The organism is Candidatus Diapherotrites archaeon, from assembly GCA_030688545.1.
Taxonomy (GTDB): domain Archaea; phylum Iainarchaeota; class Iainarchaeia; order Iainarchaeales; family VGJJ01; genus VGJJ01.
On sequence record JAUYHT010000002.1, the window covers coordinates 126118 to 140671 of the forward strand.

The 14554-nt window shown below is 51.1% G+C and carries 16 protein-coding genes and 1 tRNA gene; 6 read left to right on the forward strand and 11 right to left on the reverse strand.

Annotated elements, in window-relative coordinates; all coding sequences use genetic code 11:
• Positions 1-146: 146 nt before the first annotated feature.
• The 4 genes from Q8P05_01165 to Q8P05_01180 form a co-directional block, all read right to left on the reverse strand.
• On the reverse strand, positions 147-779 hold the full coding sequence (locus Q8P05_01165) for a hypothetical protein (GenBank protein ID MDP2666094.1): 633 nt from the start codon (positions 777-779) through the stop codon (positions 147-149).
• A gap of 43 nt (positions 780-822) precedes the next feature.
• Positions 823-1950 (reverse strand): tyrosine--tRNA ligase, encoded by a 1128-nt coding sequence (locus Q8P05_01170; protein ID MDP2666095.1) that lies wholly within the window; start codon positions 1948-1950, stop codon positions 823-825.
• A gap of 125 nt (positions 1951-2075) precedes the next feature.
• Entirely contained in the window at positions 2076-2216 is a 141-nt protein-coding gene (locus Q8P05_01175; GenBank protein MDP2666096.1) for a hypothetical protein, read from the reverse strand.
• 191 nt (positions 2217-2407) lie between these two features.
• Positions 2408-2707: an OB-fold nucleic acid binding domain-containing protein gene (locus tag Q8P05_01180; GenBank protein ID MDP2666097.1), complete on the reverse strand. Its 300-nt coding sequence runs from the start codon at positions 2705-2707 to the stop codon at positions 2408-2410.
• 150 nt (positions 2708-2857) lie between these two features.
• On the opposite strand from Q8P05_01180, the gene Q8P05_01185 reads away from it, so the two are divergent.
• Complete coding sequence (locus tag Q8P05_01185) at positions 2858-3403, forward strand: peroxiredoxin (GenBank protein MDP2666098.1); 546 nt, start codon at positions 2858-2860, stop codon at positions 3401-3403.
• Positions 3404-3465: 62 nt separating this feature from the next.
• Complete coding sequence (locus tag Q8P05_01190; protein ID MDP2666099.1) at positions 3466-4317, forward strand: proline dehydrogenase family protein; 852 nt, start codon at positions 3466-3468, stop codon at positions 4315-4317.
• Between the two features lie 404 nt (positions 4318-4721).
• On the opposite strand, the gene ftsZ is transcribed toward Q8P05_01190, so the two are convergent.
• Positions 4722-5813 carry a cell division protein FtsZ gene (ftsZ, locus tag Q8P05_01195; GenBank protein MDP2666100.1) on the reverse strand — a complete coding sequence of 364 codons (1092 nt, stop codon included), beginning with the start codon at positions 5811-5813 and terminating at the stop codon, positions 4722-4724.
• Between the two features lie 173 nt (positions 5814-5986).
• Positions 5987-6799 carry a hypothetical protein gene (locus tag Q8P05_01200; protein ID MDP2666101.1) on the reverse strand — a complete coding sequence of 271 codons (813 nt, stop codon included), beginning with the start codon at positions 6797-6799 and terminating at the stop codon, positions 5987-5989.
• Positions 6800-6880: 81 nt separating this feature from the next.
• Between Q8P05_01200 and scpB the strand changes: the two genes are divergently transcribed.
• Together scpB and Q8P05_01210 are read left to right on the forward strand one after the other, a co-directional pair.
• Positions 6881-7591 (forward strand): SMC-Scp complex subunit ScpB, encoded by a 711-nt coding sequence (gene scpB, locus Q8P05_01205; GenBank protein ID MDP2666102.1) that lies wholly within the window; start codon positions 6881-6883, stop codon positions 7589-7591.
• Positions 7592-7645: 54 nt separating this feature from the next.
• Positions 7646-7975, forward strand: a complete 330-nt coding sequence (locus Q8P05_01210; GenBank protein ID MDP2666103.1) for a hypothetical protein — start codon at positions 7646-7648, stop codon at positions 7973-7975.
• 180 nt (positions 7976-8155) lie between these two features.
• Here the strand turns inward: Q8P05_01210 and rnhB are convergent, their stop codons facing one another.
• Entirely contained in the window at positions 8156-8815 is a 660-nt protein-coding gene (rnhB, locus tag Q8P05_01215) for a ribonuclease HII (protein MDP2666104.1), read from the reverse strand.
• 66 nt (positions 8816-8881) lie between these two features.
• Between rnhB and Q8P05_01220 the strand changes: the two genes are divergently transcribed.
• Complete coding sequence (locus Q8P05_01220) at positions 8882-9142, forward strand: 50S ribosomal protein L35ae (protein ID MDP2666105.1); 261 nt, start codon at positions 8882-8884, stop codon at positions 9140-9142.
• Positions 9143-9332: 190 nt separating this feature from the next.
• On the opposite strand, the gene pheT is transcribed toward Q8P05_01220, so the two are convergent.
• The 3 genes from pheT to Q8P05_01235 all read right to left on the reverse strand — a co-directional run bounded on the left by pheT (position 9333) and on the right by Q8P05_01235 (position 13430).
• On the reverse strand, positions 9333-10982 hold the full coding sequence (pheT, locus tag Q8P05_01225) for a phenylalanine--tRNA ligase subunit beta (protein MDP2666106.1): 1650 nt from the start codon (positions 10980-10982) through the stop codon (positions 9333-9335).
• Positions 10975-12504, reverse strand: a complete 1530-nt coding sequence (locus Q8P05_01230; GenBank protein ID MDP2666107.1) for a phenylalanine--tRNA ligase subunit alpha — start codon at positions 12502-12504, stop codon at positions 10975-10977. The genes pheT and Q8P05_01230 overlap by 8 nt, the downstream gene beginning before the upstream one ends.
• A gap of 182 nt (positions 12505-12686) precedes the next feature.
• Positions 12687-13430, reverse strand: coding sequence for a ZIP family metal transporter (locus tag Q8P05_01235; GenBank protein MDP2666108.1), 744 nt, complete (start codon positions 13428-13430; stop codon positions 12687-12689).
• A gap of 315 nt (positions 13431-13745) precedes the next feature.
• Between Q8P05_01235 and Q8P05_01240 the strand changes: the two genes are divergently transcribed.
• Positions 13746-13829, forward strand: a tRNA-Ser gene (locus tag Q8P05_01240).
• A 98-nt stretch (positions 13830-13927) separates the two neighbouring features.
• On the opposite strand, the gene Q8P05_01245 is transcribed toward Q8P05_01240, so the two are convergent.
• Positions 13928-14518, reverse strand: coding sequence for an HD domain-containing protein (locus tag Q8P05_01245; protein ID MDP2666109.1), 591 nt, complete (start codon positions 14516-14518; stop codon positions 13928-13930).
• Between the last annotated feature and the right edge of the window lie 36 nt (positions 14519-14554).

Here is a 14554-nt window from a genome sequence, read left to right on the forward strand (position 1 = left end):
CCTAAAGGGTGGGGTATCCGACAAATAGAAAACGTCACTTGCTCGCGTGTTCGCTCGCCAAACAATGGGCGACGAATGTCGCCCTGAAGGGCGAGGTATCCACCTTTTTCCCCGAACTTTTTTCTAAAAAGCCCGAATGAATCTGATCACAATCCGCCGTTCAGGATGAAGACAATCACGCTTTGCACCCCAATGAGCACGATCATGGCGAGCACGGATTTGAACACCGTCGTATTCAAATATTTCTGAACCGAGAGGAAGAGGACATATATCATATACAAGAATAGAATCCCGGCCAATAGGAGGAAGGGGATGACTAACCATGGGATTTCAGGGGACGAAAGGGCGTCGAATATGGCCGCATTGAACTCCTGTTCCCCGATGAGGCCCTGGCTGAATTGCTGCGTAGCTGATAGAAGACCGGGCACCGCAATGAGGGGAAGGATGATGCCCAGGATGAGAAAGAGGAAGAAGCCATAGTAGTTGAGCTGGGCGAACATCGTCAAGGCGCGGAGCACCCCATCTTTGGTAACAGGAACCTTCCAGAGCAACCCCAGGAGCACCAAGAGCAGACCGCCGATTATCCATTTCAATAAATCTCCAATTAATGACATCAAAATGAGATCGGGGAACAAGGATCCCGTGAAGAGGAGCGAAGCCAGTATTCCAGCGAGGGTGCCCAGGAGGATGAATCCTATGGAGCGAAGGAGGGAAGGGTGATCATAGGCGAATGAAACGGCCTCCTTGGGACGAAGGAAAAGGTTGGTGTAGTAGGACATAAGCAGGGAAGGAGAATTGGACTATAAAAAGGGCGCCATTGGCTCAACGTGTTACCTTGAGCTGGAGGAACTCTTCCTTGAGCTTAAGGGAATGGGAACTCGTGAGATGGCGACGGGCGGGGGCCAGAATAGCAATAAGGGCCTCGGCCACGCCGTTCTTGAGGTCCATGGGGTGCAGTTTTCCCGAGGCAAAATCCGCTTCCAGGGACGCATAAGCAGGATAGGTGATGTTGCCCCCGAACTTGGCGGGACGCTCGATGGCTAATGCGTCCGTGAAAGGGAAGACGAGATGTTTGGCCCAATCCAGAACGGGGTTATAGCTAATTTCCTTCTCCATGCAGAATGCCTGCGCGAGCTTTTTTCTGATTTCTTCTTCGGAATCATCCAGGAAGATGGCGCTTCCCTGTACGGATTTTGACATCTTAGCTTCGGACTGGACCTCGCGTTTCTTACCTGGAGGAATGGGCCAGACGGGGGGTTTCTGCAATCCCAATACGAGGTGCTGATGCAGGGCAATGGGGGAAAATGTTTCTCCTTGATGGGAAATAGAATGGTATTGGAGCTTGTGCGCTACCTCGCGGGCAATCACATGGGCTTTGCGCTGGTCCATTCCCGCGTGCATGAGGGTTAGCTTCTGAAAATAAATATCCGCCACCTGCATGGCGGGATAGATGAGTTTGGCAAAATCCATCTGCTCGCCCTCCCGGCGGCCCATAATAGTCGTGGAACGCTGCATGCGGGATAGGGTTGTATGTTTGGCCACATCCAGAACCGTCTCCCAATACTCATCCTGGTGATGGTATATTTCGCTCCCCAGGACAAATTTTATTTTGGAAACATCCGTCCGCGTGGCTTTCGCAGCGGCCACAAAGCACTGAGTGAAATAGCCTTTCCCCACTTTGGAAATAGCTTCCTTATCCCCTCCCAATTTGTCATTGATCCAGGCATGCCAATCCGCGAGGAAGATGCGGGTGTTTACCTTGGCCTGGTGGAAATGATTCAGGTGATGCATCGTCGAGAGCGCGGCCCCGATATGGGGTTGGCCGGAGATCTCGAAGCCAATGTAGTGTTCGAGGGGCATTCCATTTTCGACCGCGTGCACGAGATCATCGCGGGTCAACACCTCTTCAAAGTCCCGCGCGATGAGATCGACGCGAGTACGGGTATCCATAGGTGGATGAAGGGGAAAGCGGATTATAAATGATTGGGGAAAAGAGCGGGTATAAAAAAAAGTTACTAAGGATGGGGTAATTAAAACAAGTTATATTTCAAAAAAGAAAAGACGGGTGAAAGAGGCTATTCCTCCCCTTCCCCCTCATCCTCAAACTCAGTGTCCTCATCGTCCTCTTCCCACTCTTCTTCATTTTCCGTCTCCTCGCTCTCGACCTCTTCGTCGTCGGCTCGAACCATTGGGTTTTCGTCGTAAAGCATCTGCATGGTGTTCACGCTCCTCCGCGTAAAAGTACACCACACTCCACCCCAAGTATTTATAAACAAACTGGTGGGCCAGGCGAATGGCGCCAAATTATGAGATATGAGATGGGAGGGGGACCAAAGAAGAGAAGCACCCCCTTGGAAGGAAAACCATTCACCTATGGGAAAAAAGATTTGTTCCAAAGACCAAAGGACTATTCCATGACCATGAGATTCCCGAACTTCCCGGTGGACAACTGGAGCTGACCCTTGTATTCGGAGACCCATCCATTCTCGATGCGGATTTTGTTGCCCTCATTAACCTGGTCGATTTGTTCATTCCAGAGGGACACCTGCACTTCCCCCGTATCATCCTTGGCGGCCACATTGCAGACCTTTCCGGATCCTTTGGCGGAAGCGAATTCTCTGGATTCCCCCTTGGAAACCACTTCCAGCTCGATAAATATATTCCCCATGCGCGGGCGCAATTGGCTCACCTTCATCAACTCAGGCATCTCAAACTCCCTCTTGGTACGGTTGATAATTCCACAGCACCTAATATCCCATTCCCTTAAAAAAGAATGGAGGGGAACGTTCCAAAAAGGGTTTAAATGGAGAAAGGACCCCTCTATGGTATATTCCATTTTTGGATGAGGTGATGCAACATGAGTATAGTGGGACAAAAAGCCCCCGAATTCAAGAGCGAGGCCTATGTGGATGGGCATTTCAAGCCCATCAGCCTATCCGACTACAAGGGAAAATGGGTGGTGCTCTTTTTCTATCCCGAGGACTTCACATTCGTTTGTCCCACCGAAATACGGGGTTTCGCCAAAAAAGAAGAGGAATTCAAGAAATTGAACGCCGTGGTGATCGGGGCGAGCACCGATTCCAAGCACTCCCATAAAGCCTGGGTGGAAAGGGACATGCCAGAAGTCAAATTTCCCCTCCTCGCGGACACCCGACACTCCATCTCACGGGATTTTCGAGTATTGAAAGAGGACCAGGGAATCGCCTACCGGGGATTGTTTCTCATCGACCCGGAGGGGTATGTCCGGTATGAAGTGGTGTCTGATCTGGACGTAGGGAGAAGCGTGAAAGAAACATTACGCGTGCTCCAAGCCTTCCAAACCGGGGGTTTGTGTGAAATAGATTGGGAACCCGGGAAGGAAACACTGGACAAAAAAGCCAAGGCAACTGTCCCCGGGAAGTGAGGGGGTTTTTCCCCTTATTCCTTCCTCATTCTTTTTTATTCTCGAAAAAATTGTCTAGCACCATGCGCTGGTACAAGCCCCTCCTTTTTCCTTTCGCTTCCCGGTTCATCGCGGGGGAAACCCTGCATGAGGCATTGGTATATGGTCAGCGTCGCCGAAAAGAAGGAATTACTCCTTTATTCGATGTCCTGGGGGAAGCCGCCACCCGGAAATCGGAGATCGTTCGGGCGACCAACGATTATATGAATGTCATCGAAGGCATGCACGACGCCAAAATTCAGGGGGGATTGTCTCTCAAACTAACCAGCTTCGGATTGGATGAGGATAAGGAATTATGCTTCCGCGCCGTCCATCGGATTGTGCGCCATGCGCATGCCCACCGCATCCTCGTGTGGGTTGATATGGAGTCGTCCGCCCACACGAAGGCCACGCTCTCCATCTACCGCCGCCTCCTCGAGCATCATGACAATGTGGGGATATGCATCCAGGCGTATCTCAAGCGTTCCAAGCGGGATATCCTCTCCCTCCTCCCCGACAACCCTAAAATCAGGCTGGTGAAAGGAGCGTATACTGAGTCTGCCAGCGTGGCCTATACCCGCCACCCGGAGGTGGTGAATCATTTCAAGGCACTCATCACCTTATGCATCGAGAAAAAGGTCTGGTTGGCCGTGGCCACGCATGATATGACCATCATCAACCACACCCTCTCCCTCGCGGGGAAGACTAAAAACCATTTGGAATTCCAGATGCTCAAAGGCATCAAGGACCGCGAGAAAAAAGTCCTTTCCGAGGCCGGATACAGGGTGGCGGAATACATCCCTTTCGGAAAAGAATGGGATCGCTATTTTTTCCGTCGCCTCCGGGAGGGATGGTACAGTTTATTGTGGATGCTCGTGAGCAGCCTGACTGGTTGACACAAAAAAAAGAAACCCATCACGGGTTCATTGCTTGGAATTCAGTGAGAGAATCCCTCAAGCAACCGGGGGTGGTCCAGGAGAATAATACAATTATTCTCGTGTCCTTGGAGTGCACACCCGAAAGCGTGCGGCCGATCGAACACCCGAAAACATACACACGTCAATGAGCCGTTTCGGCCGCCAAGAGGGTGTAACCCTCCCTCGTCCATCGGGACGCACGATCGAAAGCGCTTCGGAACAAATTCAATCGTTTTTGGCCGCCGGGGGATTGAAGAATCCCCCTCGTCCCTCGGAGCGCACGTTCGGTTTTTTCGCTGTTTCTTCAGGGGTATCAGAGATACCCCGGGTTCGGGGCGGCCGATCGAAAGCGGCCATCGAAATCGTGCCGAGGAAGCGTGCGGTTAGAGATAATCTATCCCCATTCCATCCCGCGCGGGCCCGGCGTAGCGGGGAGTGACGCCGCGGACATGGGTGGGCTGCTTGCTCGCCGAAATGAAAGGGCTCCTCACCCCCGTGAACACCGTGATAACCTCAATCTTGTTCTCGAAGGAAGGATTGATCCGCGCGCCCCAGATAACCGTGGCGTTGTTGTCCAACTGCTCGGTGAGCATCTCCCCTATTTTGTTAGCTTCTCCCAGGGTGAGCTCATACCCCCCCGTAATATGGATGAGTGCGCCTTTGGCACCGGCGATGTCCACATCCAGGAGTGTGTTATTCAGGGTGTCGGCGACCGCCTCTTCCACACGGTTGACGGATTTGCTCTCCCCCACCGCGATCATGGACAACCCGTGTCCCGTCATGATGCTCCGCACATCCGCAAAATCCAGATTGATCAAGGATGGTTGAGTAATGGTTTCGGTGATCCCGGACACGACCCGGGCGATAAGCTCATCCGCCACCCGGAAGGCGTCCTGGATGGGCAGATTGGGCACCAACTCGGCGAGGCGATTGTTATCGATAACGATTACGGTATCGCAAATTCCTGCGAGACGCTGAATCCCTTCTTCCGCCTTAATGGTGCGCGCCCGCTCGAGGGCAAACGGATATGTAACCATGGCAATAACGATGGCCCCCTGCTCCTTGGCAATCTGGGCGATGACAGGGGCGCTCCCCGTTCCCGTGCCCCCACCCATGCCCGCGGAGATAAACAGCATGTCCACCCCCCGCATGACGGATTCCAGATCGGCTTTGCTTACCTCGGCCGCCTTCTCCCCCACTTCAGGATAGCCGCCGGCCCCTAAACCCCGGGTGACGGATTTTCCTATGAGAATCTTGGTTATGTTGTCGTTGATAATGGATAAATGTTGCTTATCCGTATTCACGGCCACCAATTGGGCGCCCGCGATATTCATGCTCGCCAGGCGGTTGACCGCATTACACCCCGCGCCCCCGGCGCCAATAACCATAATTTTGGGTACGGAAAATTCCTCGATCCGGCCCCCATCCGACTCTTGCTGCTTCTGCTTGACGGCTTCATCAATCATTGAACGCATGTTTTTTCACCCCTCGTCCCCATACTTCCCCTTGGTAAATGGAAAGATCTGTGCTCACTATACGGGGACCCGAATTAATAAACATGTGCGGCAATCGTCGCAAGGGGAGCAGACGATCCTCAAAACACATTATGTGGAAATGGGGAAGTGGTGTCAAAAAACGGGCGCTTCCGCTACTCAACCTCCACGCGTGCCATCTTCCCTTTCTGGATGTCGGAAGAGGGCCAATACACGGCAAAAGAAAACGACTCGTCCGCGATGAAGGAAACCTCCCCCACCTGTCCAGGGGAAAGGTTGCCCGTGGTAAAAATGAACGCATCGATGTCCCTCGCTTTCCCGGCGGGCGCCCGAATAACGGCGCCTCCGAAGGAGACGTTGGAGGTGGCCACCGAAATGGTGAATGTCACCGCATCCCCTTTCTGGACCACGAATACTTGTTCTCCAAGGACGCCGGAATCATTCACCGTGAAGAAAAAAGCCTTTACTTCCGGGGAAGGAAGTGGGGGTGGCTCAGCCGCCGCATTGGAGGAATCGCGCTGGATACTCGCCACGAATTCCCCTGTGCAGGTTTCGGTGGTCAAGTCATAGGCATCGAATAACCCTTCGTCGTCCCGCACCAGCACGCACGTGGCGGTTTGCCCGGCATACCGGGAGGTGGAATTATTATCGATGTACAGGCGAACCCGGCAGGTATCCTCCTCCGTTAAATTTAGCACTTCAAAGTTTAGGGGTTCGCCATCCGAAGTATACCAAAATGTGGCCGTGGCTTTCCCGCACGAAGCAAGAACGTTCTCAAAGCATTCTTCATTGGCTTCCAAGTCCTCGGAGATGCAAAACGTAATGGAGGGACCCGGGCCGGGAGAAAACCCTTCATTCAATGGAGGAGGAGGAATAGCTTGAGTCGAATCGGTGGCCGGTGGTGGGGAAGTACACCCCACCAAAAGAATCACGAGACCCAAACCTATTGCCCAGTGAGAGAAATCCATAGGCCAAAGCGGGTATCCAAAGATATAAACCTAATGCCTATTTCCCCATGGTATTAAATTCCCCCCGACCGTGCCATCCATATGGTACTCAGCTGGATCAGAAAATGGATCACTAAAAAGGATTCTAATAAACCTGTTGGGGAAAATGACCTTCCACCCAGTGGTTTGGAAACACCTGAAAAAGAATTTCTGGATGACGAAATAAAAGAAGGGTCATCCGAAATCATGGACTCGCCTGAAATCCCCCCGCTCTCTTTACCCCGGAAGAGTAATGCCTCAAAACTCATCGAGGCCGCGCTGTTCATGTCCGCGAAGGGATTGAATGTGGAGGAGTTAAGCAAGGTCACCGGCCGACCCATCCTCGAGACGCGGGGGCTCATCCCTGGAATCATTGAGGGATTCAATGCGCAGGATACAGCATTGGAGATTGTGGAAGATACCGGGGGTTATCGAATGAAGGTCCGCGCACCCTTTGATGAGAAAGTCACGCATTTAGCGGGGGGAAGTGAATTGAATCCGGGAGAAATGAAAACGCTGGCCTTCATCGCCTACAAACAACCCTTGCTCCAGAGTAAATTAGTTCAGGTTCGGAGCAACACCGCGTATGAACATCTGCAAGTACTGGTTGAAAAAGGATTCGTGTCGCGCGAACCTAAGGGAAGATCCTATGTCTTGCGCACCACCAAAAAATTCTCCGAATACTTCGGCACGCACGCCCTGAAAGTCACGCCCATGAAATCCTTACAGACAGAAGGAAAAATAGACCACTCCCAAGCCGAAGAATTATCGTGATCCCCCCTGAAATTTTTCCCTACCTTTTTCAACTGATCGCATTCCTACCAGCGCATGGTGTCCTACCGAATATTCGAGTTTTCGTGGTTTCAACGCCAATTTTCTTTTCTTCCATTATGGGAGAAGATGCGGGTCGAACGGTTTATTCTCCAAATTGCTAAAAATGGGCCATTCATTGGAAAATCTATCCGGTATCCTTTTTTCCGTGAAAAAAAATTCAATGGAAAACGATTATATTTTTTGGTCTATGAGGAATGGCACGCCATCCTATTAGCAGATATCAGTGACAAGAAAGGACAGCCCGAGACTATCCATCGAATTGTTTTCCAACTTGAAGCGCTGAAGAATTTCGTCGGTAAAAAAATTAACGAGTATCAGGAATAGTGCGGGGTTTCCAAGGATAAATACGCCCTTTTCGGATATCCTCAAATACATGTTGAAAATCGTCTAATAAGGAATCGTCCTTTTCAACGGATTTGGATTTTTCCAACTCGCCTGTTTTCGTATGGGCCATACTTCAAATAGGCCCCTGGAAGATTATAAACCTATCAATAATTTTGAGTATCAAAATAGCTTCTTCTGGAACAACGCATCCACCAGCCGGACATTGGTTCCCCACTTCTGCCGGGCACACGCGGGAAGGGATTGGTGGCGAGCGAGATATTCTTGAAGAAATTTAATCGTGCGGGCATCGTGGGGGTAGCCTGAGCCAATGTCCCCGAAGGAATGGAATTCTTCCTGCAATACTTTGATGGCCGCATCTCGTTCTACCTTCGCTAAAATGGAAGCGGCCGAGACGATGGGATAATTCACATCCGCCTTGTGCTCGGCAATGATTTTAGTGGGATAAGAAAGATAGCTGCGGATGCGCCGAGCAAAATGGGACGCTAAAGGATCGGGTGAATCCACATACACCAAATCGGGTTTGTCAGGGAGGTTATTGAGCAGGTGCCCGGCCTTCATGGCCTCAATCTCATTCAATGAGAGACGATCCATGAGGATATCCATCTCACCCGGGAAAAGGGAAATAGTGGCATGGTGGTGCAATTGTTTTTGGAGCAAGGGGTACAGGCGCTCCCGTTCACTTACGGGAACTTCCTTGGAGTCCTTCGCCCCCATCTCGCGCAATGACTCCTCGTAATCCGCATCGATAAGAGCAATGGCCAAAACCATGGGGCCAATGGCCGGTCCCCGGCCCGCTTCGTCAATGCCGGCAATGAGCATAAAGAGGTGAAGGGCGGATGGGCCTATAAAGATTGCTTTAAAAGACTGTTTCCGAGGTTTTTGGGTATGGATGGCATCATCAAGAACTACCGGCGCGGCCGGGACACCCAACACCCCACCCAATATATCATTGTGGTAGAAGGCCTGGATAAACGGGCGGAAGCGGCCAAGCTGGCGGGAAAGAAAGTGACCTGGAAGAGCGTGGGGAATACCATCATTTCAGGAAAGGTCATGGCCCCCCATGGCACCATCGGAGCGGTGCGGGTGAAGTTTGAGAGAGGACTCCCCGGACAAGCGATTGGGGGAAAGGTCAGTATTGCCCAGTAAAGGGACGCCAACCTATTTCCCTAAACACATTTTATTTTCTCGTCCGATCCATGTATCAGCCCATAATCCTGATCAGATGCCCCACGCGTGGGGGTTCTCATTATACATCGACACGAGCGTCCTGTGCCAACACTTATTCAGTGATGCGTTCAAGCAAGCAAGATATTAATTGATTTAATTTATTGTTATTTCAATCTACATTCATCTCGAACAGCACAATAGGAAAAGGAATACTGAGGCGTTCGAGGATGCGCGGGTGGAGTTCGCCCATGAAACCGGAACGATGGCCCATTGTTACAGTGGCGCTCCGGCCAGGGATGAATGTCGGGTTACCCATGGGAGCGAAAACAGGCTTCTCGCCCAAAACTTGTGCAAGGGCTTCGACCATGCCCTTCATCTCCTCGAATGACGCCGAGGCATGCCCCGAGAGGGTACAGAGCTTGTACACCGTCCGCGTCCCCGTTTCAGTATGGGAATCCGGAACCACCACCTGATCCAATTCGAACAACCGGAATGGTAATCGTTTGGAACGGTTGGCCAATAATGCTCTCATGGTTTCGGGGTAAAGCATATTGCGTACCATCGAGAGACCTTTCTCTTTCACCACGCCCAACGTGATGTGTGGGGACTCCTCCCTATCAAAGGAGGTGAAATGATGCGCATGCGCGGTGAGGATTCCCGTCATAACTTCCTGGAAACCCATTCCAACGAGGGCCAACCGGATATCGGCATTCAATTGGGTTTGGGGAAGAATGCCCCCGCGGGTGGACAATGCCACTTCCATGGGGGAAAGGTTATCGAAACCATAGGCGCGGGCCACATCATCTACTAAATCCAAGGGGTGCAACACATCCACGCGGAAGGAAGGAACTTCCACTACCACCTGCTTAGGATTCATTTTAGGCACGCCATACAACATGCGCCCCAACAATTGGGACACTTGCTCAGAAGTGAAAGACGTTCCTAATGTCCTATTGACCACATCGATTTCCAATGGAACGAGGCGCGTGGCCAGCTCCGGGGTCACGCGAGGCTGTTGTTCATTGAAAAAATGAATCTGAACCTCATGGATGTCGCCTTTCATGTCCGTGAATAGGTGCGCCAAAATATCGAGTATAACGCTTACGGTGGGCCAATAGTGGCCAGACACTTCCACGAACAAATCGCGATCTTCCGGAGTAACCTGCCCCGCGTGCTGGGAATTGATAATGGGGGGCATGGAAAGGATTTTTCCCTTGGCATCCCTGAACACTGGATATACGGGAAAATCCTTCAAGAGGTGCGCATATTTTTTCCCGGTAGGATGATTGACAAGGATGTCAGATCCGCGTTGCGATTTCTCTTCCCCCAAGGGAGCGAAAAGAATATCGTGAGGGGGCAATCCCACGAAAGAAATGGGCCAGGCTATCTTTCTTAATGGATAAATTCCAATAGCCGCCTTCTTGCGCTCGCGGGCAAAGGTGGCATGAATCTTCTCCTGCACCCAAATCAATTCTTCCAACCGTTCGGGGGTCAAAGGGAGGTTCCGCACGACCATGGCAGCGGTAAATGGACGCACGGGGTGCACCGATTTTTCTACTAATACGCGGTAATCAGATGGTTTCTTTTCGATTGGTGGAAGCCCTTTTGTGTACCCCAAATAAGCATTCAGCACGCGCGCGATGCCAGCCGTGGATATCATGTCGGGGCGGTCCGCCGTGATGTCCATCTTCATCCATTTTGGATTGTTTTCAGTGAGTTCGAATCCCAAACGGGACAAGGCTTCCTCTAATTGGTCAAGGGTAATGGGCTTCCGCATGTACGCGTTGATTTGATCCAGGGAAGAATCAACATTAACCATCCATTTTACCTCCCGGGATGGTGTGACGAGTGATAGGATAGTGGCGGATGTAATCCAGATCCACCTCCGGGCCCAATATTTCCTTGAGAGTAGCCTTTTCATGGATGAATAACGCGGCGCGTTCCAGACCAAACCCCCACGAGATAACAGGAACATGGATCCCCAAAGGCGCCAATGTCTCGGGACGGAATATTCCCGAATTGATTAACTCCACCCATATCTTGAGACGGGGGTGAAAGGCTAAGGCCTCCATGCTGGGTTCAGTATAGGGATTGTAGGTGGGGCGAAATTTTATTCGGGTGAGGCCCAACTTGGCATAGAATTCCTTGATAACCCCCATGAGATGACGCAAGGTCAAATTCTCCCCCATGACGAGACCATCAACCTGATAGAATTCCGCCAAATGAGTGGGGTCAATGGCCTCGTTCCTGAAAACGCGTCCGATGGAAAACGTTTTGGAAGGAATGGGAAGGTTTGTTGCCAGCGTACGAAAGGTGGTCGCGCTCCCATGCGTGCGCAGGAGCAGCTGCATGGCGATGCGGGGGTCCCATTCATAGCCGAAGCCGGTGGAACCCGTTTTCCCTCCGTGTTCATGCATAGCCTTCACCCGCTTCACGAGTTGAGCGTCGGGCAACACCGCTCTCCCGGAGGGAAGGTAGAATGTATCCTGTATCTCCCGCGCGGGATGATCCTGGGGGATGAACATGACATCCATATTCCAGAAAGCGCTCTCCACAAGCGGGCTTTCTTGTTCCTGGAAACCCAATTCCACCATGATTTTTTGCACGTCATAAATGACTGAGCGGAGGGGGTGAATGCGGCCTACTTGTTTTTCATCCACCCCGGCCTTGACATCATATGGTTTGAATGACCCTTTTTTCCAATCGCCACTCATTAGGATGGAGGGGGTGAGGGGACCTATTTGTTTGGATGACGAAATTCTTTTTTGGGCCAGCGCCTTTTTCCCATCGGGGGTAAGCCGCGCCAACTCATTGGTGGTGGTTTTAGGGAGGATGAGACCGCGGGCCTGAAGCTCTGCAACAATGGGAGAATCACGCGGAGGAAATTCGTCCCGCGCGAGGGCTTGGAGCATCATCCACACGGGTGAATTGGCGATGGATTTCTTTCCCAAATGGGTTAATGCCACCATGGTCTGTTCCCCATCCCCTTTCACCTCAATCCACTGAGAACGTTTGGCCAGGCCGAAGGCCGCGGTAAACTCTTGAGTGGTCCCATCGAATGTATTTCGCAGGTCATCCAAGGAAAGGGGTTTGGGATCAAGAATAGTGCCTAATCGCTGTTCCGGAAGGCTATTTTTTTCCAAAGCCGCTAAACCAGTGGGAGAAAGTATCCAATGGATGACCTTTTCCCTCGTCACACGCGCTAATCCTTGGGATTCGAGCTCTCCGAGCACACGGCGAATGGCATCCGCGGACATCCCCGTACTCTCAACGAGATGATGGATGTGTACATCCCGATCCAACTCCAACGCGCTGAGCACCCGGTGCAGGGAAAGGTCCATAGGAATGGAAATAGCCCCAAGGCGTTTAAAACTCCCCTCCTCCACCCCGTTTGAGGGAGACTCGTGCGCCCCAAAGTTAACTATAATCAGGACCTTTATTCATGCGGGGAACGATTATTTTTAGCCGCATAAAATCTCCTCCAATGGTACTATTTGGGAAGGGGACCAGATGAATAATCCTATCACCCCAACGCGAGCAACACTACCATGATCCCCACTCCCAGAAGGAAAAATCCCAATTGGACCAGGGAAACATTCCATTTCACTTCTTTATGCAATTCAGGAATCAAATCGCTCCCCGCGATATAGAGAAAGTTTCCTGCGGCAAAGGGCACCAGCCAAACGGATAATCCTTCCGCGATTGCTCCTAATCCAAAAACCAGAAAGACCCCAAACAAGGACGTGAGAGCGGTGAAGAGATTTATCTTCAATGCCTCATTAACCTTGAATCCCCCGTGGAGAAGAATGCCGAAATCCCCGATCTCCTGGGGAATCTCATGCAGGGCCACCGCGATGGTCGTGGCGATGCCAGCGGGAATACTAATCAAATACGCCGCGGCAATGATTATGCCATCAAGGAAATTGTGGAAAGCATCCCCCACTAAATTGACCCACACAAACGGATGCTTATGATCTTCATGGGGGTAGTGGCAATGGCGCCAATGAATCACTTTTTCGATGATGAACATGACCACGATCCCCGCAAGGACGGTCAATGACACCTCAATCCCAAACCCTAATTCTTCCACACTCTCCGGGAGCAGGTGAATAAATACATCCCCAAATAAGGCGCCGGCCGCAAATGCCACGAGAAAAACCAGATGGCTCCGCAGCCGCTTTTGATTCAGGGACAACGTAAAAATTCCAATGAGGGAAATCAAACTCACCGCAATAACAGAAAGAAAAGCATATTCCAATGCCGCCATAAATGCGCCTCCAACCCAGCGATAATCCGTAATACACCTTTATAATAGGAATGAGCCCCCGATGATATAGCAGGCTGCATTGGCGTTTTCTTCCAGGACACCCCTAAGCGGCTTGCTAGGGAAGAATGGTGTTGGCCAGATTTTTTGATCAACCTTTTTTCCCAAAAAAAAGGACGGAAGAGGTTTTTGATCAACCTTTTTCCCAAAAAGGTTGCGGGGTTGGCAGAGTGGTCGGCCAGTTTCGACTGGCCACTGCGAAAAAGGGCACCCATTTTAACAAACGGGTGCCCAGTCCATCCAAAGAAAATAAAGGAAGCGGGGTTGGCAGAGTGGTCTATAGCGGCAGCCTGCTAAGCTGTTCCGGGAAACCGGGCGAGGGTTCGAATCCCTCACCCCGCGTCACTATTTTATTTGAGTCGAGTTCTTTAGTGAATGAGTTTTCCTCACTCCTCCACCATCGAGTTTCTTCGTTACCCTTTTTTTGAAAGAATAATTGGCTAATCGACAACCAGAGGAAAGAGCTCCCTTTCTTTTTGAGAAATTCGTTGAGCAAGATCCTCAAACAATTCTTCCACCAAGGGATGCTGATTAATCTTTCCTCTTTTGGATTCTTTAACCATTTCAAATGTTATCCCGCGCTTCTTCCAGGTGCGGCCATCATCAAGGAAATTGTTAATCGTTGGGAGAATTTTATCCAAAGCATGGACGAAACGGGATTCCTTATCCAGTTTGGATTCATAGGCCGCGATCGTCGCATGCAAATCCCCAAACTCGGGGAATTCCGATTGTAATCGAATCGCGGCCAGGCGCTCATTCTCTTTCTTCATTGATTTATCTTTGGCGAACGTGTCGATGTCACCCGCATACACTTCGACGAGATCATGGACTAAGGCATACCGAATAACCTTATCGAGATCTAAATCCAAATGGTGGGATTGAACTAAGTACCATGCCACGAGAGTCAATTGGTACTGGTGCTCACAATCGTTCTCCAATTGGTCCTCACCTTTAACATATATGGCCCGCTTCACTTGCCGGAGCTGATGGGTCATGCTCACAAAGCGCAGGAGGGGATCCAAATGGGGCATCACCCGGATAGGATAACGGGAATAATAACCATTTGC

What these genes read in the sequence shown, in the direction of transcription:
- Q8P05_01165 (MDP2666094.1), bottom strand. Translation starts at nt 779, where the DNA reads ATGTCCTACTACACCAACCTTTTCCTTCGTCCCAAGGAGGCCGTTTCA.
- scpB (MDP2666102.1), top strand. Translation starts at nt 6,881, where the DNA reads ATGGTACTCAGCTGGATCAGAAAATGGATCACTAAAAAGGATTCTAAT.
- Q8P05_01210 (MDP2666103.1), top strand. Translation starts at nt 7,646, where the DNA reads ATGGTGTCCTACCGAATATTCGAGTTTTCGTGGTTTCAACGCCAATTT.
- Q8P05_01235 (MDP2666108.1), bottom strand. Translation starts at nt 13,430, where the DNA reads ATGGCGGCATTGGAATATGCTTTTCTTTCTGTTATTGCGGTGAGTTTG.
- Q8P05_01220 (MDP2666105.1), top strand. Translation starts at nt 8,882, where the DNA reads ATGGATGGCATCATCAAGAACTACCGGCGCGGCCGGGACACCCAACAC.
- Q8P05_01200 (MDP2666101.1), bottom strand. Translation starts at nt 6,799, where the DNA reads ATGGATTTCTCTCACTGGGCAATAGGTTTGGGTCTCGTGATTCTTTTG.
- Q8P05_01190 (MDP2666099.1), top strand. Translation starts at nt 3,466, where the DNA reads ATGCGCTGGTACAAGCCCCTCCTTTTTCCTTTCGCTTCCCGGTTCATC.
- rnhB (MDP2666104.1), bottom strand. Translation starts at nt 8,815, where the DNA reads ATGCTCATTGCCGGCATTGACGAAGCGGGCCGGGGACCGGCCATTGGC.
- ftsZ (MDP2666100.1), bottom strand. Translation starts at nt 5,813, where the DNA reads ATGCGTTCAATGATTGATGAAGCCGTCAAGCAGAAGCAGCAAGAGTCG.
- Q8P05_01180 (MDP2666097.1), bottom strand. Translation starts at nt 2,707, where the DNA reads ATGCCTGAGTTGATGAAGGTGAGCCAATTGCGCCCGCGCATGGGGAAT.
- Q8P05_01245 (MDP2666109.1), bottom strand. Translation starts at nt 14,518, where the DNA reads ATGCCCCATTTGGATCCCCTCCTGCGCTTTGTGAGCATGACCCATCAG.
- Q8P05_01175 (MDP2666096.1), bottom strand. Translation starts at nt 2,216, where the DNA reads ATGCAGATGCTTTACGACGAAAACCCAATGGTTCGAGCCGACGACGAA.
- Q8P05_01170 (MDP2666095.1), bottom strand. Translation starts at nt 1,950, where the DNA reads ATGGATACCCGTACTCGCGTCGATCTCATCGCGCGGGACTTTGAAGAG.
- Q8P05_01185 (MDP2666098.1), top strand. Translation starts at nt 2,858, where the DNA reads ATGAGTATAGTGGGACAAAAAGCCCCCGAATTCAAGAGCGAGGCCTAT.
- pheT (MDP2666106.1), bottom strand. Translation starts at nt 10,982, where the DNA reads ATGGTTAATGTTGATTCTTCCCTGGATCAAATCAACGCGTACATGCGG.
- Q8P05_01230 (MDP2666107.1), bottom strand. Translation starts at nt 12,504, where the DNA reads ATGGACCTTTCCCTGCACCGGGTGCTCAGCGCGTTGGAGTTGGATCGG.